The following is an 18,782-nucleotide window of genomic DNA, read 5'->3' as shown; positions in this document are numbered from 1 at the left end:
CTTAGCGGTCCACGTCGGCCATAACGAAATCGATACTACCCAGGTACGCAATCAAGTCCGCGACCATTTCGCCTTTGATCACCGAAGGGATCTGCTGCAAATGGGCAAAGCTTGGGGTGCGAATCCGGGTGCGGTAGCTCATGGTGCCGCCATCGCTCGTCAGGTAATAACTGTTGATGCCCTTGGTCGCTTCAATCATCTGGAAGGATTCGTTGGCCGGCATGACCGGGCCCCACGAAACTTGCAGGAAGTGCGTAATCAAGGTCTCGATGTGCTGCAAGGTGCGCTCTTTGGGCGGCGGCGTGGTCAGCGGGTGATCCGCCTTGTACGGGCCGGCCGGCATGTTGCGCATGCACTGCTCAATGATTTTCAGGCTCTGGCGCATCTCTTCGACACGCACGATGCAACGGTCGTAGGCATCGCCATTGGCCGCCAACGGCACTTCGAACTCGAAGTTCTCGTAGCCCGAGTAGGGACGCGCCTTACGCAGGTCGAAGTCGCACCCGGTAGAACGCAGGCCAGCACCTGTAACGCCCCATTCGAGGGCTTCTTTGGTGTTGTACTGTGCAACGCCGATGGTACGGCCTCGCAGGATGCTGTTGTCCAGAGCGGCTTTTTGATATTCGTCCAGACGCTTTGGCATCCACTCGACGAATTCCTGAACCAGTTTTTCCCAGCCGCGAGGCAGGTCGTGAGCAACACCGCCGATGCGGTACCAGGCCGGGTGCAGACGGAAACCGGTAATCGCCTCAATCACTTTGTAGGCGCGTTGACGGTCAGTGAAGGTGAAGAACACCGGCGTCATGGCGCCCACGTCCTGGATATAGGTCCCCAGGAACAGTAGGTGGCTGGTGATACGGAAGAACTCGGCCATCATGATGCGGATGGTGTCGACGCGGTCCGGTACCTTGATCCCGGCCAGTTTTTCAACCGAGAGCACGTACGGCAGGTTGTTCATCACGCCGCCGAGGTAATCGATACGGTCGGTGTACGGGATGAAACTGTGCCACGACTGGCGCTCGGCCATTTTTTCGGCGCCACGGTGGTGGTAGCCAATGTCAGGCACGCAGTCGACGATTTCTTCGCCGTCCAGTTGCAGGATGATGCGGAAGGCACCGTGAGCCGAAGGGTGGTTCGGCCCCAGGTTGAGGAACATGTAGTCCTCGTTTTCGCCGGAACGCTTCATGCCCCAGTCTTCAGGCTTGAAGCGTGCGGCTTCTTCTTCCAGCTGGACTTTGGCCAGGCTCAGGCTGTACGGGTCGAATTCCGTGGCGCGTGCAGGAAAGTCCTTGCGCAGCGGGTGACCTTCCCAGGTCGGGGGCATCATGATGCGCGACAGGTGCGGGTGCCCGGCAAAGTCGATGCCGAACATGTCCCACACTTCCCGCTCGTACCAGTTGGCGTTCGGCCAGATCCCGGTCACGGTCGGCAGGCTCAGATCGCCTTCGGACAGGGCGACCTTAATCATGACGTCGCTGTTACGCTCAAGCGACATCAGATGATAGAACACAGTGAAGTCGGCACCCGATGGCAGGCCCTGACGCTTGGTGCGCAGACGTTCGTCGACACCGTGCAGGTCATAGAGCATGACGTAGGGTTTTGGCAGGTTGCGCAGGAAGGTCAGCACGTCGACCAGTTTGGCGCGGGCAACCCAAAGCACCGGCATGCCGGTGCGCGTGGCCTGGGCAGTGAATGCATCAGGGCCAAAACGGTTATTCAGTTCGACAACCACATCGTGGTCGTCAGCCTTATAAGGCGGGATGTACAGAGCGGAGCCTGTAGTCATGGTTTTTTATCGCTTTCGTTCAACGTAAAGAATGAAGCCAGTGTCTCGTTCTATAAAAAAGACGCGGGGCTGGATCAGACTTCGTCGGGGCTGCGCAGGTTGGTCACCTGAATACGCTGTTCGCGGCGCTGTTCCTTTTGCGATGGCATCTCGGCGCGGTACACGCCTTGTTCGCCAACGACCCAGGAAAGTGGGCGACGCTCCTGGCCAATCGACTCTTGCAAGAGCATCAAGCCTTGCAGGAAAGCCTCAGGGCGGGGTGGGCAGCCGGGTACGTAAACGTCCACGGGCAAAAACTTGTCCACCCCTTGAACCACGGAGTAGATGTCGTACATGCCACCGGAGTTGGCGCACGAACCCATGGAGATGACCCATTTAGGTTCAAGCATTTGCTCGTAGAGACGCTGAATGATCGGCGCCATCTTGATGAAGCAGGTACCGGCAATAACCATGAAATCCGCCTGGCGCGGCGAGGCCCGGATAACTTCGGCGCCAAAGCGCGCGATGTCGTGGGGCGCCGTGAAGGCGGTGGTCATTTCCACATAGCAGCACGACAGACCGAAGTTGTACGGCCACAGGGAGTTTTTACGCCCCCAGTTGACCGTACCGTTCAGCACGTCTTCAAGCTTGCCCATGAAAATGTTTTTGTGGACTTGATCTTCTAACGGATCGGCAACGGTTTCCCGTTTGCCGATCGGGTATTGCTCGTTAGGAGCATCCGGGTCGATCCTGGTGAGTTCGTATTGCATCGCCAAAGCCTCATTGTTTCAGCTTGGCCTGCCGCTTACGACGAGCTTCCGGTGCCCAATCAAGAGCACCCACCCGAAATAGGTAGACAAGGCCTGCCAACAGAATTGCTATGAAAACGAGAGCTTCGACGAATCCGGTCCAGCCGCTTTCGCGAACAGACACAGACCAGGCAAAGAGAAAGAGGGCTTCGATATCGAAGATCACGAACAGCATCGCGACCAGATAGAATTTTGCGGAGAGCCGCAAGCGGGCGCCACCGGTGGGTAGCATGCCGGACTCGAACGGTTCATTTTTGCTGCGGCCCCAGGCTTTTGACCCGAGGAGGCTGGAGACGCCAAGCATGAAGGCACAAAGGCCGACAACGCCGAGAAGGAAAATGGCAAAGCCCCAGTTGTGGGCTATGAGTCCTGTCGCTTCGGGCATGCTGGTAATCCTTAACAGAGAGCCAATGTCTCTGAGCTCAAAAAGGTAATAAAGCAGTGACGATATGTCGCAGCGCAATTGATGGGCGGGATTTTATGGCTAAACACCCAGCAAGTAAATTTTCTAAGATGAATTAATTCAGTCCTTTAGTGGTATAGCTTCCTCCAAAGTCTACGTAGGCCACGTGATGCGGGCCTTACAGCTTATTTCAGCAATGATGTTTTGTTTGCACGGCTAAGCACCAGATCGCTTACAAATGATAATGAATATCGTTTGGGTGCGAATGTGTTGTTTTACAGCTTAGCCTGCCTGCGCAAGTTGGCTTATATATGTAGCCGTTGCAAGTTTCGAACTTGGTTTTCTAACCTGATTTTGTTTTCGATGTATGGATCTGGGTCAGGTTTTGGTCGGCGTGCGGGCACATTTTCACGAAATCCAAATAAAAAAACGCCCCGAACCGGTCGGGGCGCTATGTTCAAGGCATTGCGATTGTTCTTTACAGGCGAGGCAATGGCCGTCGTTTCACTGGTTGCCGGGCAATCAGTGGAACTGTTCTTCTTCAGTCGAGCCGGTCAGGGCGGTGACCGAGGACGAGCCACCCTGAATCACGGTGGTCATGTCATCGAAGTAGCCAGTGCCTACTTCTTGCTGGTGCGCAACAAAGGTGTAGCCTTTGGCAGCATCAGCAAATTCCTGTTCTTGCAGCTTCACGTAGGCGGTCATGTCGTTACGGGCGTAGTCATGCGCCAGGTTGAACATGCTGTGCCACATGTTGTGGATGCCGGCCAGGGTGATGAACTGGTGCTTGTAGCCCATTGCCGACAGCTCGCGCTGGAATTTGGCGATGGTCGCGTCGTCCAGGTTTTTCTTCCAGTTGAAGGAAGGCGAGCAGTTGTAGGACAGAATCTGGTCCGGGTATTCCTTCTTGATGGCTTCAGCAAAGCGACGGGCTTCGTCCAGGTCCGGCTTGGCGGTTTCACACCAGATCAGATCGGCATACGGTGCGTAGGCCAGGCCACGGGCAATGGCTTGATCCAGGCCAGCGCGCACTTTGTAGAAGCCTTCCTTGGTGCGTTCGCCGGACACAAAAGGCTTGTCGTACGGGTCGCAGTCAGAGGTCAGCAAGTCGGCAGCGTTAGCATCCGTACGGGCCAGAATGATGGTTGGCACGCCCGCCACGTCGGCAGCCAGTCGCGCAGCCGTCAGCTTCTGTACCGCTTCCTGGGTTGGAACCAATACCTTGCCGCCCATGTGGCCGCATTTTTTAACCGAGGCCAGTTGATCTTCGAAGTGAACGCCCGCGGCGCCCGCTTCGATCATGTTCTTCATCAGCTCGTAAGCGTTGAGTACGCCGCCGAAGCCAGCTTCAGCGTCTGCCACGATGGGTGCGAAGTAGTCGATGTAACCTTGATCACCCGGGTTTTTGCCGGATTTCCACTGGATTTGGTCGGCGCGACGGAACGAGTTGTTGATGCGCTTGACCACGGTTGGAACGGAGTCCACCGGGTACAGCGACTGGTCGGGGTACATGGATTCGGCAGAGTTGTTATCTGCCGCCACTTGCCAGCCCGAGAGGTAGATAGCCTGGATGCCGGCTTTAACCTGTTGTACTGCCTGGCCCCCGGTCAGGGCGCCCATGCAGTTGACGAAATCTTTTTCAGGACGGAAGGACGGGTGTGCGCCCTGAGTCACCAGTTTCCACAGCTTTTCGGCGCCCATTTTTGCAAAGGTGTGCTCGGGTTGAACCGAGCCGCGCAGGCGGACCACGTCAGCAGCGGAGTAATCGCGAGTCACGCCTTTCCAGCGTGGGTTTTCGGCCCAGTCTTTCTCGAGGGCTGCAATTTGCTGTTCGCGTGTCAGTGCCATGGTGATAAACCTCGTCGCATAGGTCTGGGTTGAAAAATTTTTGCTCCACCAGGCACACAACCATTTTGTTCGTATACGTGCGTGAATGGCTTCTCGCTTGCGGTCGGGGGCGCTTTGCAGGGCCTCTGATCGGCGGGAGCGGGGCCATCATGCCTTCGCTTTTTTGAGCCGTCAAACGTTTTGTAGTGCTTTTATGGTTGCACTACATATTTGGTCTAATACGACCCGTCAGTCAGTTTTGGCCCTTTTGGTCGAGCGCGTCGACTTTGACCCGCAATGTCATGTCGTCCCGGTTTTGGGTCGAGTACGTAAGGGTTTGGCCCTGCTGCCCTGCTTGATTCTGGCCGCTGATGCCCGCCACTGTGATCCATTGTCCAAGGGGGCCGCTGACTTGTGTGTCGGTACTTTGCACGTTCACTACATCCGGTTGTTCCTGGCTCATGCGGTCGCGGTTGGTGCTGATCGCCAGGTGTACCGTTTCACCTGTAACACTGGCTGTGATGTAGAAACCCCGGGTCACAGTGCGGTAAGTGGTTTGTGCAGAGAGGCGCCCGTATGCGTCGGTCTGGGTGCTGGTCTGGGGAATGCTTTGGCCTGTCTGGATCAATGCAGGCACACCTTCAGTGGCCTGAATTTGCTGAACGCCGCCGTCACGGCTGGCGGTGCTGTAAACCCGTGTGCTGCTGTTGGTGTCCGGCAGGTTGTTATCGCTGGTGTCGACGGTGATGAGTAAACGGCGTGCAGGTTTGTCGAGTTGTCTGAGCAGCGCTTCCAGGCTTTGGATTTTCTCTGACGGCGCCTCGACGATAAGTTGATTGCCGTAAACGCTGACGTTGCCGTCCTTGCCGATAAACTGCTGTGCAACCGGCAGTAAGTCTGCGCTGGTGCGGTTTTTCAGGGTGATGACTTGGGTGTCGGCAACGGCGTTGAGGCTGAACAGCAACATCAGACCGGCGATGAGGGGGCGTAAGACCATGTCTGTTATCTCCGCAAGGCTTGAAAAGGGATGAGGGCAGTTTGCCAGTTTGTCGGCGCAAATGTGACGAGGTTGAATGACACTTGGCAAAACGCCCTGCGATCCGAAGATGGCAGGGCGTTTTCTTATCCAGCAACGGGGATCGCTCGTGTCAGGCGCAGCGCACCATGTCCACGTGCGGAATGCCCGCCTCCAGAAACTCTTCGCTCACAATCTTGAACCCGAGTCGTTCATAGAAAGGCGTAGCGTGCACTTGCGCACTTAGCTTCTGCTCTTTCAGGCCGCGTTTTTCGGCTTCTTTGAGGGTGGCTTGCATCAGCGCGTCGCCAACTTTCAGCCCGCGCCAGTCCTTGAGCACGGATACCCGGCCTATATGGCCGTCAGCCAGGAGCCTGGCCGTGCCAATCGGGTAATCACCCTCAAACGCCAGAAAGTGCACGGCGCTGCTATCGTCCGAATCCCACTCCAGCTCGGGCGGCACCTGCTGTTCATTAATAAACACCGCTTCACGGATGCGTCGAAGTTCGGCGTTATCCTTTTGCCAGTCGGCGACACGTACGTGAATTCTATTCATCAGCGAACCCCAGGCTTCCTTGTTTAACCAGCTCACAGAGGAGGTTGCGTCCATCTTCATCGGCCAGCCATGGGCCGAGGTTTTCAGCGTGCAAGGCATCAGCCGCACAGATCATTTTCAAGAGCTCGCGCAGTTTGCCCGGTAGCAGGCGGCTCTGGCCGCTGGCAAACAACAACAGGTCTTCATCCACTTCAGACCAGGCTAAGCGGGCGCTCGGGTTGCGAATCAATACCGCGCCCTGGTCGAGACTGCCCAGCAAGTCTTCCTCTTCGAGTTCGGGGCCAACCACGAGTTCCGGATATCTTGGCTCGGTCATGAATTGGCCGAACCAGGTCAGAAGCATGCGTTCATCGCTCATGTGCTCAGCGAGCAGCCCTTTGAGGCGATCCAGCGCATCGTGCTGGATCTGATGCGGGTCGCTGACCGGTTGCGCGTCGGCGTCCGTATAGCGCTCTTCATCGGGCAGGTACTGGCTCAGGAAGTCGGTGAAGTGAGTCAGTACTTCAGCTGCGCTCGGCGCGCGGAAACCGACCGAGTACGTCAGGCAGTCGTCGACTGCCACTCCGCAGTGGGCCAGGCGTGGCGGCAGATACAGCATGTCGCCGGGTTCCAGGGTCCACTCGTCGGTGGCCTCGAAGTCAGCCAGGATACGCAGGTCGGCGTGTTCCAGCAGTGCGCTGTCTGAGTCGCACATCTGACCGATCTGCCAGTGGCGCTTGCCGGCCCCTTGCAGCAGGAACACGTCGTAATTGTCGAAGTGCGGGCCTACGCTGCCGCCGGGCGCGGCGTAGCTGATCATCACATCGTCAATACGCCAGCTTGGCAGGAACCGAAAGTTCTCCAGCAGCTCGCCCACTTCCGGCACGAATTGATCCACCGCTTGTACCAGCAGGGTCCATTCGCGCTCGGGCAATTTGCCGAACTCATCTTCGGCAAAAGGCCCGCGGCGCAGCTCCCACGGGCGTTCGCCGTGCTCGATGACCAGTCGCGATTCGACCTCTTCTTCAAGCGCCAGACCGGCCAGTTCGTCGGCATCGATCGGGCTTTCGAAGTCAGGGATTGCCTGTCGGATCAGCAGCGGTTTTTTCTGCCAGTAGTCGCGCATGAATTCGCGTGCAGTGATGCCGCCCAGAAGTTGAAGAGGAAGATCAGGATTCATGTGTAACCTATTGAAAAGTTGCGCTTTGTATTCGGGAATAAAAACGCCCGGCACGGCCGGGCGTTAGTAGGTGGTACAGCGATCAGATGCGCTTGGCCTGTTCGACCGCGTTGCCGATGTAATTGGCAGGGGTCAGCAGCTTCAGCTCGGCCTTGGCCGCTTCCGGCATTTCAAGGCTATCAATGAAAGTCTGCAGCGCTTCAGGGCTAATGCCCTTGCCGCGCGTCAGCTCTTTAAGCTTCTCGTACGGGTTTTCAATGTTGTAGCGACGCATGACGGTCTGGATAGGCTCAGCCAGGACTTCCCAGCAGGCATCCAGATCCGCAGCGATCTTCTGGGCATTGAGCTCCAGCTTACTGATGCCTTTGAGGCTGGCTTCGTACGCGATCACGCTGTGGGCAAAACCCACGCCGAGGTTGCGCAGCACGGTGGAGTCGGTCAGGTCGCGCTGCCAGCGGGAGATTGGCAGCTTGCTGGCCAAGTGCTGGAACAGTGCGTTGGCGATACCCAGGTTGCCTTCGGAGTTTTCGAAGTCGATCGGGTTGACCTTGTGCGGCATGGTCGACGAACCGATTTCGCCAGCGATGGTGCGCTGTTTGAAATAACCCAGGGAGATGTAGCCCCAGATATCACGGTCGAAGTCGATCAGGATGGTGTTGAAGCGCGCAATGGCGTCGAACAGCTCGGCAATGTAGTCGTGCGGTTCGATCTGCGTGGTGTACGGGTTGAAGCCCAGGCCCAGTTCGTCTTCGATGAAGGCGCGGGCGTTGGCTTCCCAGTCAATCTGCGGGTAGGCCGACAGGTGGGCGTTGTAGTTGCCTACGGCGCCGTTGATTTTGCCCAGTAGCGGTACCGCGGCCACTTGAGCGATCTGGCGCTCCAGACGGTAAACCACGTTGGCCAGCTCTTTACCCAGAGTGGTAGGCGACGCCGGTTGGCCGTGGGTGCGCGACAGCATCGGCACGTCGGCGAAGCGGATGGCCAACTCGCGGATGGCTTCAGCAGTTTGACGCATCAGCGGCAGCATCACGTCATCGCGGCCTTCGCGCAGCATTAGGGCGTGGGACAGGTTGTTGATGTCCTCGCTGGTGCAGGCAAAGTGGATGAATTCGCTGACGTTGGCCAGTTCAGGCAACTTGGCGGCCTGTTCCTTGAGCAGGTACTCAATGGCTTTGACGTCGTGGTTGGTGGTGCGTTCGATCTCTTTGACGCGTTCGGCGTGTTCCAGAGAGAAGTTCTCGGCCAGTTCATTCAGAACGGCGTTGGCTTCGGCGGAGAAGGCCGGTACTTCAGGGATGGCGGCGTGAGCGGCCAAACGCTGGAGCCAGCGAACTTCAACCAGTACGCGGGCACGGATCAAACCGTACTCGCTGAAAATAGGGCGCAGGGCCTGGGTTTTGCCGGCGTAGCGGCCGTCAACAGGGGAAACCGCAGTGAGCGAAGAGAGCTTCATGGGGTGTTCTCGGACAGTCGGGCAACGAAATGGGGCGCGTATCATACATGAAAAAAACGGCCGGTCCGTTGCCAAGTGACCGGCGTCTTACGCGAAAGCGACGTTACAAGAGTGTGTGTTCTGGCGGTTTTTAGCCGCGCAGCATTGGATATAGCTCTTTGAGCAGTTTGCGACGGCTGAATACCAGCTGCCAGCGGTGACCGCCCAATTGCCGCCACAAGCGTGCCGAGCGAATCCCTGCCAGCAGCAGCGCGCGAATTTTGGCGGCGTTGTTGGGTTGTTGCAGGTTGCGCATGTCGCCGTGAACCTGAATCCGCTGTCGCAGGGTGCTCAGGGTGTCCTGATACAGTGCGCCGCACGCAGCTACTACGTTTTCATGGGCCGGACCGAAGTGCTCGACCTGCGACTGGATCTGCGGCAAGCGTTTGCCGATGAGTTCAAGCATGTCATCGCGCTTTGCCAGTTGGCGCTCCAGATTGAGCATCGACAGTGCGTAGCGCAAAGGTTCGCGCTGCAAGGTATTGGGATCGCGCTCAAGGGCGCCGATGAGCGCACGGTAACCCTCGCGCAGGTTGATGTCGTCGCCGCCAAACACTTCCAGCGTGTCTTTCGGGTCGCGCACCAGCAATGTGCCAAGCATGCAGGCCAGGTCAGCTTCACCAACCTGGCCGGTACGCGCGATCTTGTCCACCAGCACGGCAGCCAGAAAAACACCGCCGAGCGCGATCAGTTGTTCCTGGGTGGCATTCATGCCTGTTCGCCCTTGTTGGACCAGGGTTCAGCAACTTCGATCACGCCGCCGCCCAGGCACACGTCACCCTCGTAGAAGACCACGGACTGGCCAGGAGTAACGGCGCGTTGCGGGTCATCGAAGGTCGCGCGGTAGCCGCTTGCGGTTTTTTCCAGCGTGCACGGCTGATCGCTCTGGCGATAGCGCACTTTGGCGGTCAGGCGCAGCGGGTTGCCGAGATCAATCGGGTTGACCCAAAAGATTTCCGAAACCAGCAGGGCGCGCGAAAACAGCCATGGGTGATCGTTACCCTGACCGACAATCAGCTCGTTGTTTTCGAGGTCTTTGTGCAGCACGTACCACGGCTCGTCGCTGGCATCTTTGAGGCCGCCAATACCCAGACCCTGCCGCTGGCCAATGGTGTGATACATCAGACCGTGGTGACGGCCGATGACCTCGCCTTCGGTGGTTTTGATCTCGCCCGGCTGCGCGGGCAGGTATTGCTTGAGGAAGTCGCTGAAGCGGCGTTCACCAATGAAGCAGATGCCGGTGGAGTCTTTCTTCTTGGCGGTCGCCAGGCCGTGTTTCTCGGCAATTTTACGCACTTCGGGCTTTTCCAGTTCGCCGACCGGGAACAGGGTACGGGCGATTTGCTCGCCGCCGACGGCGTGCAGGAAGTAGCTTTGATCCTTGTTCGGGTCCAGGCCCTTAAGCAGCTCAGTGCGGCCTTCGAGGTCGCGACGGCGCACGTAGTGGCCGGTGGCAATCAGGTCGGCGCCAAGCATCAGGGCGTAGTCGAGAAACGCCTTGAACTTGATTTCACGGTTGCACAGGATGTCCGGGTTGGGCGTGCGCCCGGCCTTGTATTCGGCCAGGAAGTGTTCAAACACGTTGTCCCAGTATTCGGCGGCAAAGTTGGCAGTGTGCAGCTTGATGCCGATTTTGTCGCACACGGCCTGGGCGTCTGCCAAGTCATCCATGGCGGTGCAGTAATCCGTTCCGTCGTCTTCCTCCCAGTTCTTCATGAACAGGCCTTCCACCTGATAGCCCTGCTCCATGAGCAGAACGGCGGAAACGGAAGAGTCAACACCGCCGGACATGCCGACAATGACGCGCTGTTTTTCGGGGGCGACTAAGGCTGGATCACGCATAGGGGTTCAATGAGTGTCTTGAAAAAGGACGCGATTCTAGCAGGCCCGAGCGCTCAAGGCTAAACCGAAGGGCGGATTAACGAGAGGTCGAACAATTTGCCGGCCAGATAATCATCAATGCAGCGCAGGGTCAGTTCGCTGCGCCAGCGATGGCGCTGTGCGAGTAGTTCGTTTCGGGTCAACCACAGTGGGCCGATAATCCCGGTATCGAGGGGCGAGTCGGGGTGATGCTTGAGCACTTTGCCTGCAAAGCACACGCGCTGATACGTCACACCATTGCTGGGGGCGGTGTACAGGTAAATGCCGATCACGCCGGTCAATTCGACGTCATAGCCAGTTTCTTCAAAGGTTTCGCGAATCGCGGCTTCGAGGAGGCTTTCATTGGGGTCCAGGTGCCCGGCAGGTTGATTAAGCACGGCACGTTCGTGCTTCAGTTCTTCGACCATGAGAAAGCGGCCGTGGTCCTCGACGACTGTGGCAACCGTGATGTGGGGTTTCCATTCCATGAAATCTGCTCGGCTTGAAGGTGGTGGGGTTCTGGATGCTACAGAAAGTTTGTGCCAAGCCCCAAATGTGCAGGTGTCGCAACACGGGGGGCCAAAAACACAAACCCCGGCGTCGTGGGCCGGGGTTTGTGGTGTTGCGGTGTTGCTCTTACACCGACGCGATGATCGCGTTCAGCGTGGCGCTAGGGCGCATTACGTTGCTGAGCTTGTCGGCATCGGCGTGGTAATAACCACCGATGTCTACCGGCTTGCCCTGAACAGCGTTGAGTTCGGCAACGATGGTTGCTTCGTTCTCGGCCATGGCTTTTGCCACAGGGGCAAATTGGGCTTGCAAGTCTTTGTCTTCAGTCTGGGCTGCCAGGGCTTGTGCCCAGTACAGTGCCAAGTAGAAGTGGCTACCGCGGTTGTCGATATTGCCGACTTTGCGCGATGGCGATTTGTTGTTGTCGAGGAACTGGCCGGTGGCCTGGTCCAGGGTTTTGGCCAACACCAACGCTTTCGGGTTGTTGTAAGTCGTGCCCAGGTGCTCCAGGGAAGCTGCCAGCGCCAGGAACTCACCCAGCGAGTCCCAGCGCAAGAAGTTTTCTTCCAGCAGTTGCTGCACGTGCTTGGGCGCCGAACCGCCAGCGCCGGTTTCGAACAGGCCGCCGCCATTCATCAGCGGAACGATCGACAGCATTTTGGCGCTGGTGCCCAGTTCCATGATCGGGAACAGGTCAGTCAGGTAGTCGCGCAGAACGTTACCGGTCACCGAAATGGTGTCCAGACCCTTGCGGGTGCGCTCCAGCGTGAATTTCATGGCTTCGACCGGGGACATGATGCGAATGTCCAGGCCGCTGGTGTCGTGATCCTTCAGGTAAGCCTGAACTTTCTCGATCATCACGCCGTCGTGGCTGCGTTTTGGGTCGAGCCAGAAGACAGCCGGGGTGTTGCTGGCGCGAGCACGGTTGACGGCCAGTTTGACCCAGTCACGGATCGGCGCGTCTTTGGCCTGGCACATGCGCCAGATGTCGCCAGCTTCGACTTTTTGTTCCATCAACACGTTGCCGTTGCTGTCGCTCACGCGAACCACGCCGTCTGTCTTGATTTGGAAGGTCTTGTCGTGGGAGCCGTACTCTTCGGCTTTTTGTGCCATCAGGCCGACGTTCGGCACGCTGCCCATGGTGGTCGGATCGAAGGCGCCGTGTTGCTTGCAGTCTTCGATAACCGCCTGGTAAATGGTGGCGTAGCAGCGGTCCGGGATCACGGCCTTGGCATCGTGCAACTGACCGTCGGTGCCCCACATCTTGCCGGAGTCGCGGATCATGGCGGGCATCGAGGCGTCGACAATGACGTCGCTCGGCACGTGCAGGTTGGTGATGCCTTTGTCGGAGTTAACCATGGCCAGCGCAGGACGATTGGCGTAGACCGCCTGGATGTCCGCTTCGATTTCGGCTTGCTTGTCCGCAGGCAGGGCCTTGATGCGGGCGTACAGGTCACCGATGCCGTTGTTCAGGTTGAAACCGATTTCTTTCAGGACGTCAGCGTGTTTTTCCAGCGCGTCTTTGTAGAACTCGGCCACGATCTGACCAAACATGATCGGGTCGGAGACCTTCATCATGGTGGCTTTCAAGTGCACCGAAAACAGTACGCCTTGTTTCTTGGCGTCTTCGATTTCGGCCGCTACGAACTGGCGCAGGGCTTTTTTGCTCATCACGGAGCAATCAATGATCTCGCCGGCCTGTACGGCCGTTTTTTCTTTCAGGACGGTAGTGGTGCCGTCTTGAGCGATCAATTCGATTTTGACGTTGTCCGGGGCTTCAATCAGGGCTGCTTTTTCGCTGCCGTAGAAGTCGCCTTCGCTCATGTGAGCCACGTGGGACTTGGAGTCTGCGGCCCAGGCACCCATTTTGTGCGGGTGCTTGCGCGCGTAGTTTTTCACCGACAGCGGGGCGCGGCGGTCGGAGTTGCCTTCGCGCAGTACCGGGTTTACGGCGCTGCCCATGACTTTGCTGTAACGCGCTTTAACGTCTTTCTCGGCGTCAGTGGTTACAGACTCAGGGTAATCCGGGATATCGAAGCCCTGCGCTTGCAGTTCTTTGATCGCGGCCTGCAATTGCGGGACCGAGGCGCTGATATTAGGCAGCTTGATGATATTGGCTTCAGGGGTAACGGCCAGGGCGCCCAATTCGGCGAGGTGGTCCGCTACAGCCTTGGCACCCAATTGCTCGGGGAAGCTGGCAAGGATTCGGCCTGCCAGAGAGATGTCGCGCGTCTCAACAGCGATATCAGCCGGCGCGGTGAACGCTTCGATGATAGGCAGCAGTGAATAGGTGGCGAGGGCCGGAGCTTCGTCGGTGAAGGTATAGATGATCTTCGAACGGGTGGGCATTTCGGATTAACTCTCTTCTTTGCTGAGCGTGCTCAGATTCTCGAGATGCGCAGGGTAGGCGCTTTCGTTCACAGTGAACAATGAGCCGAAAGTCGAGGTTCTTCGCGGTGATGTGAATGCATCAGTAGAGCGTCAAGCGGTCGAGCCGGGGTAACGGCTCAGCCTTTCTAGGCCTGAAAGACTCATTGCAGTGTGGTGCCTCGCGATGACTCCGCGGTCACCGGCGCAGTATACATAGGTCACTAATGTTCCGGCGAGGGCTGAGGTGGATCAGTGGTCATCCATTGGTCTAAGAAGCGTTCGCATATCGCCCTGTGATTTGTCGCCAGGCCCTTTGTATCCGGGGTTGTCAGGGGCGCTGTGGCAGGCATGTAACCGGGTATGTAGAACATTCGGTTTGCGTGCCCATTCAACTGGGTTACGCTCGAGAGCGGCATAGATGTTAAACCCACATATGGAGTTCAGCATGGGATACAACAAGATCAAGGTTCCAGCCGCAGGTGAAAAAATCACCGTCAACGCAGACCACTCCCTGAACGTGCCCGATAACCCGATCATTCCTTACATCGAGGGTGATGGCATTGGTGTCGACATCAGCCCGGTCATGATCAAAGTAGTGGATGCTGCCGTGAACAAGGCCTACGGCGGCAAGCGTAAAATCTCCTGGATGGAGGTGTATGCAGGCGAGAAGGCGACTCAGGTTTACGATCAGGACACCTGGCTACCACAGGAAACACTGGATGCCGTCAAGGAATACGTTGTGTCGATCAAGGGGCCGCTGACCACGCCGGTCGGTGGCGGTATTCGATCGCTGAACGTGGCTCTTCGCCAGCAACTCGATCTGTATGTCTGCCTGCGCCCGGTGCGTTGGTTCGAAGGCGTGCCCAGTCCGGTCAAAAAGCCGGGTGATGTGGACATGACCATCTTCCGCGAGAACTCTGAAGACATTTATGCCGGCATCGAATGGAAGGCCGGTTCGCCCGAAGCCAATAAAGTCATCAAGTTCCTGAAAGAAGAAATGGGCGTGACCAAAATCCGTTTCGATCAGGATTGCGGTATTGGCGTCAAGCCAGTTTCCAAAGAGGGCACCAAGCGTCTGGCGCGTAAAGCCTTGCAATATGTCGTGGATAACGACCGCGAGTCGCTGACCATCGTGCACAAAGGCAACATCATGAAATTCACCGAAGGTGCTTTCAAGGAATGGGCCTATGAAGTGGCGGCTCAAGAGTTCGGCGCAACCTTGCTCGACGGCGGGCCGTGGATGCAATTCAAGAACCCGAAAACGGGGCGCAATGTCATCGTCAAAGACGCCATTGCCGACGCCATGCTTCAGCAGATTCTGCTGCGACCCGCAGAGTACGACGTGATCGCCACGCTCAACCTCAATGGCGATTACCTGTCCGATGCGCTTGCTGCTGAAGTCGGCGGTATTGGCATTGCGCCAGGTGCAAACCTGTCCGACACCATTGCCATGTTCGAAGCGACTCATGGCACGGCGCCCAAATACGCGGGCAAGGATCAAGTCAACCCCGGATCCCTTATTCTGTCGGCTGAGATGATGCTGCGGCACATGGGCTGGACTGAAGCGGCGGACCTGATCATCAAGGGCACTAATGGTGCGATCTCGGCCAAAACCGTGACTTACGACTTCGAGCGCCTGATGGAGGGCGCCAAGCTGGTGTCATCTTCAGGTTTTGGCGATGCGCTGATTGCCCATATGTAGGCATGGCATTAACAGAAAAGGCCGACTCACGTGAGTGAATCGGCCTTTTTTATGGTGCTGACTGTGGGATCGGCGGGTCAGACCGAGAGGCTGTTGGCCTCTGTGGCGGTCGCGGCAGAGGCGACTTTGCTGCTTGTTATATTCACGGCATGCAGGCCTTTGGGGCCTTGAATGATTTCGAAATTGACTGGCTGGCCCGCTTTAAGCGTCTTGTAGCCGTCCATTTTAATGGCTGAAAAGTGGGCGAAAAAGTCGATCTTGTCTCCTTGTTCATCTTTGCCTTCCTTGGCGTCCGTGTTGATAAAGCCGAAGCCTTTGGCATTGTTGAACCACTTGACCGTGCCTTGCATACTCATATCCCTCTGCTGCAAACAACTCCATCACTGGAGTATCATCCAGTTCACTCGCACATCGACCCTGAAAGTGGTTGACTGTGCGGACCTTTACTCCCCACATTGGGTACCAATGGTTGTAACACCGTTTTACCGATAGTCAAGGTCACGCGGCGGCGCTGTTGAAATTTGACGCGCCTGCCTCCATCACTGTAACCGCACAACGACGAACCTTTCTTTCCATGCATGCAATCAGCCAGATTCGACTAACATTCAATCAGGATCGACCCGATTTTGATGACGACGACTCCGCTGGCTTGGCTGTGCAAGAGGCTAAGCCCGCACTTCAGGCGCCGCCGATGTACAAGGTGGTTTTGTTCAACGATGACTACACGCCCATGGATTTCGTCGTCGAAGTACTTGAGGTGTTTTTTAACTTGAATCGCGAATTGGCGACCAAGGTCATGCTGGCCGTTCATACAGAAGGACGGGCAGTGTGCGGCATCTTTACCCGCGACATCGCCGAGACCAAGGCCATGCAGGTAAACCAGTACGCACGCGAAAGCCAGCATCCGCTACTCTGTGAAATCGAGAAGGACGGTTAACGCCGACCACTTGGGTATGAGGTGAAGCCATGTTAAACCGCGAGCTCGAAGTCACCCTCAATCTTGCCTTCAAGGAAGCCCGCTCCAAGCGTCATGAATTCATGACGGTAGAGCACCTCCTTCTTGCGCTTTTAGATAATGAGGCAGCCGCAACCGTTCTACGCGCCTGCGGCGCAAACCTCGACAAACTCAAGCATGACCTGCAAGAGTTTATTGATTCCACAACGCCCCTGATCCCCGTTCACGATGAAGACCGTGAGACCCAGCCTACGCTCGGTTTTCAGCGGGTCTTGCAGCGTGCGGTGTTCCATGTCCAAAGCTCCGGCAAGCGCGAAGTCACGGGCGCCAACGTGCTGGTGGCCATTTTCAGCGAGCAGGAAAGCCAAGCTGTCTTCCTGCTCAAGCAGCAAAGTGTTGCCCGTATTGATGTGGTGAATTTCATCGCGCACGGCATCTCCAAGGTGCCGGGGCATGGCGAGCATTCTGACGGCGAGCAAGACATGCAAGACGAGGAAGGGGGCGAGTCCTCTTCTTCAAGCAATCCGCTGGACGCCTATGCCAGCAACTTGAACGAACTGGCCCGCCAGGGCCGTATTGATCCGTTGGTTGGTCGTGAGCATGAAGTTGAGCGTGTGGCTCAAATTCTGGCCCGACGTCGCAAAAACAACCCGTTGCTGGTTGGCGAGGCCGGTGTGGGTAAAACCGCGATTGCTGAAGGCCTGGCTAAACGTATTGTTGATAATCAGGTCCCGGACTTGCTGGCCAATAGCATCGTCTATTCGCTGGACCTTGGTGCATTGCTGGCTGGCACCAAATACCGTGGCGACTTCGAGAAGCGTTTCAAGGCGTTGCTGGGTGAGCTGAAGAAGCGCCCTCAAGCGATCCTGTTTATCGATGAGATCCACACCATCATTGGTGCTGGCGCTGCATCGGGTGGCGTGATGGACGCGTCCAACCTGCTCAAGCCCCTGTTGTCTTCCGGCGATATCCGTTGCATTGGTTCCACGACCTTCCAGGAATTTCGCGGTATTTTCGAGAAGGACCGGGCTCTGGCGCGTCGCTTCCAGAAAGTGGATGTCTCCGAACCGTCGGTTGAAGACACGATAGGCATTCTGCGCGGGCTGAAGGGGCGATTTGAACAGCACCACAGCATCGAATACAGCGACGAATCGTTGCGTGCCGCGGCCGAATTGGCGTCACGCTACATCAACGATCGGCATATGCCGGACAAAGCCATTGATGTTATCGACGAAGCGGGTGCTTACCAGCGCCTGCAGCCGGTTGAGAAACGCGTCAAGCGTATCGAGGTCGAGCAGGTCGAAGACATCGTGGCGAAAATTGCCCGCATCCCGCCAAAGCATGTCTCCAGTTCTGATAAAGAACTCCTGCGCAACCTTGAGCGTGACCTGAAGCTGACCGTGTTTGGTCAGGATGCGGCCATTGATTCATTGTCGACAGCCATCAAGCTGTCACGTGCAGGGCTCAAGTCACCTGACAAGCCGGTAGGGTCATTCCTGTTCGCGGGCCCGACGGGTGTGGGTAAAACCGAAGCGGCGCGTCAACTGGCTAAAGCGCTGGGCGTCGAGCTGGTGCGCTTCGACATGTCCGAGTACATGGAACGCCATACCGTCTCGCGTCTGATCGGTGCTCCTCCGGGGTACGTGGGCTTCGATCAGGGCGGTTTGCTGACGGAGGCAATCACCAAGCAGCCGCATTGCGTGTTGCTGCTCGATGAAATCGAGAAGGCGCACCCTGAAGTCTTTAACCTGCTGCTGCAGGTCATGGATCACGGCACGCTGACTGACAACAACGGGCGCAAGGCCGACTTCCGCAACGTGATCATTATCATGACCACTAACGCAGGGGCTGAGACAGCATCTCGGGCTTCGATCGGGTTCACCTTCCAGGATCACTCATCCGATGCCATGGAAGCGATCAAGAAAAGCTTCACGCCGGAGTTCCGTAACCGCCTGGACACCATTATTCAATTTGGTCGCCTCAGTCACGAGGTCATCAAAAGTGTGGTGGACAAGTTCCTTACCGAGCTTCAGGCGCAGCTGGAAGACAAACACGTACAGCTTGACGTCACCGATGCAGCGCGGGGCTGGCTGGCAGCGGGTGGTTACGATGTACTGATGGGCGCGCGTCCGATGGCGCGTCTGATTCAGGACAAGATCAAGCGCCCGCTGGCGGAAGAAATCCTCTTTGGCGAATTGGCCGATCATGGCGGTGTGGTCCACATCGACCTGAAAGATGGCGAATTGACCTTTGAGTTTGAAACGGCTGTCGAAATGGCTTAAAGCAGCCAAGTATAAAAAAAGCGCCGAAAGGCGCTTTTTTTATGGAGTAAGCGGACGCTGACAAATCCCGGGCAAAC

16 protein-coding genes are annotated in these 18,782 nt (G+C 57.1%); 3 read left to right on the top strand and 13 right to left on the bottom strand.

Translation table 11 applies throughout. The features are described 5' to 3' along the window. Position 1: 1 nt before the first annotated feature. The 12 genes from nuoC to HBN61_RS02495 all read right to left on the bottom strand — a co-directional run bounded on the left by nuoC (position 2) and on the right by HBN61_RS02495 (position 13,745). The gene (nuoC, locus tag HBN61_RS02550; RefSeq protein ID WP_094992619.1) at positions 2–1,786 is read right to left on the bottom strand and encodes an NADH-quinone oxidoreductase subunit C/D; all 1,785 of its coding nucleotides are present in this window, start codon (positions 1,784–1,786) and stop codon (positions 2–4) included. Positions 1,787–1,860: 74 nt separating this feature from the next. Continuing rightward, positions 1,861–2,535 carry a NuoB/complex I 20 kDa subunit family protein gene (locus HBN61_RS02545; protein ID WP_094992618.1) on the bottom strand — a complete coding sequence of 225 codons (675 nt, stop codon included), beginning with the start codon at positions 2,533–2,535 and terminating at the stop codon, positions 1,861–1,863. Between the two features lie 10 nt (positions 2,536–2,545). Beyond that, positions 2,546–2,959, bottom strand: coding sequence for an NADH-quinone oxidoreductase subunit A (locus HBN61_RS02540; RefSeq protein ID WP_003446990.1), 414 nt, complete (start codon positions 2,957–2,959; stop codon positions 2,546–2,548). Between the two features lie 540 nt (positions 2,960–3,499). After that, positions 3,500–4,825, bottom strand: coding sequence for an isocitrate lyase (aceA, locus tag HBN61_RS02535; RefSeq protein WP_047274311.1), 1,326 nt, complete (start codon positions 4,823–4,825; stop codon positions 3,500–3,502). A 232-nt stretch (positions 4,826–5,057) separates the two neighbouring features. After that, positions 5,058–5,801: a secretin N-terminal domain-containing protein gene (locus tag HBN61_RS02530; protein WP_094992617.1), complete on the bottom strand. Its 744-nt coding sequence runs from the start codon at positions 5,799–5,801 to the stop codon at positions 5,058–5,060. A 151-nt stretch (positions 5,802–5,952) separates the two neighbouring features. Next, on the bottom strand, positions 5,953–6,375 hold the full coding sequence (locus tag HBN61_RS02525; RefSeq protein ID WP_094992616.1) for a GNAT family N-acetyltransferase: 423 nt from the start codon (positions 6,373–6,375) through the stop codon (positions 5,953–5,955). Further along, positions 6,368–7,534 carry a ribosomal protein uL16 3-hydroxylase gene (locus HBN61_RS02520; RefSeq protein WP_170046107.1) on the bottom strand — a complete coding sequence of 389 codons (1,167 nt, stop codon included), beginning with the start codon at positions 7,532–7,534 and terminating at the stop codon, positions 6,368–6,370. Before HBN61_RS02520 ends, HBN61_RS02525 begins: the two co-directional genes overlap by 8 nt. Positions 7,535–7,616: 82 nt before the next feature. Then, positions 7,617–8,987 (bottom strand): adenylosuccinate lyase, encoded by a 1,371-nt coding sequence (gene purB / locus HBN61_RS02515; RefSeq protein ID WP_070411975.1) that lies wholly within the window; start codon positions 8,985–8,987, stop codon positions 7,617–7,619. Positions 8,988–9,117: 130 nt separating this feature from the next. Continuing rightward, positions 9,118–9,738, bottom strand: a complete 621-nt coding sequence (gene hflD / locus HBN61_RS02510) for a high frequency lysogenization protein HflD (RefSeq protein ID WP_070411976.1) — start codon at positions 9,736–9,738, stop codon at positions 9,118–9,120. Continuing rightward, positions 9,735–10,868: a tRNA 2-thiouridine(34) synthase MnmA gene (gene mnmA / locus HBN61_RS02505; protein ID WP_170046106.1), complete on the bottom strand. Its 1,134-nt coding sequence runs from the start codon at positions 10,866–10,868 to the stop codon at positions 9,735–9,737. The genes hflD and mnmA overlap by 4 nt, the downstream gene beginning before the upstream one ends. A 59-nt stretch (positions 10,869–10,927) precedes the next feature. After that, on the bottom strand, positions 10,928–11,374 hold the full coding sequence (locus HBN61_RS02500) for an NUDIX hydrolase (RefSeq protein WP_169965324.1): 447 nt from the start codon (positions 11,372–11,374) through the stop codon (positions 10,928–10,930). 148 nt (positions 11,375–11,522) lie between these two features. After that, positions 11,523–13,745, bottom strand: coding sequence for an NADP-dependent isocitrate dehydrogenase (locus HBN61_RS02495; protein ID WP_170046105.1), 2,223 nt, complete (start codon positions 13,743–13,745; stop codon positions 11,523–11,525). Positions 13,746–14,211: 466 nt separating this feature from the next. Here HBN61_RS02495 and icd point away from each other — a divergent pair, with 466 nt between their 5' ends. Next, complete coding sequence (gene icd, locus HBN61_RS02490; protein WP_094992611.1) at positions 14,212–15,468, top strand: NADP-dependent isocitrate dehydrogenase; 1,257 nt, start codon at positions 14,212–14,214, stop codon at positions 15,466–15,468. Positions 15,469–15,545: 77 nt separating this feature from the next. Here icd and HBN61_RS02485 read toward each other — a convergent pair whose 3' ends face one another. After that, a complete protein-coding gene (locus HBN61_RS02485) occupies positions 15,546–15,818 on the bottom strand; it encodes a cold shock domain-containing protein (RefSeq protein ID WP_170046157.1) in 273 nt (90 codons plus the stop codon). A gap of 224 nt (positions 15,819–16,042) precedes the next feature. Here HBN61_RS02485 and clpS point away from each other — a divergent pair, with 224 nt between their 5' ends. Both clpS and clpA read left to right on the top strand, forming a co-directional pair. Further along, positions 16,043–16,405 (top strand): ATP-dependent Clp protease adapter ClpS, encoded by a 363-nt coding sequence (gene clpS, locus HBN61_RS02480; RefSeq protein WP_047274327.1) that lies wholly within the window; start codon positions 16,043–16,045, stop codon positions 16,403–16,405. A gap of 29 nt (positions 16,406–16,434) precedes the next feature. Further along, the gene (gene clpA, locus HBN61_RS02475; RefSeq protein WP_094992609.1) at positions 16,435–18,705 is read left to right on the top strand and encodes an ATP-dependent Clp protease ATP-binding subunit ClpA; all 2,271 of its coding nucleotides are present in this window, start codon (positions 16,435–16,437) and stop codon (positions 18,703–18,705) included. The last annotated feature ends 77 nt before the right edge of the window (positions 18,706–18,782 follow it).

This window comes from Pseudomonas sp. WS 5071 (genome assembly GCF_012985765.1).
Taxonomy (GTDB): domain Bacteria; phylum Pseudomonadota; class Gammaproteobacteria; order Pseudomonadales; family Pseudomonadaceae; genus Aquipseudomonas; species Aquipseudomonas lundensis_A.
The sequence above is the reverse complement of the archived record's forward strand: the minus strand, read 5'-3'. Positions and strand labels throughout refer to the sequence as shown.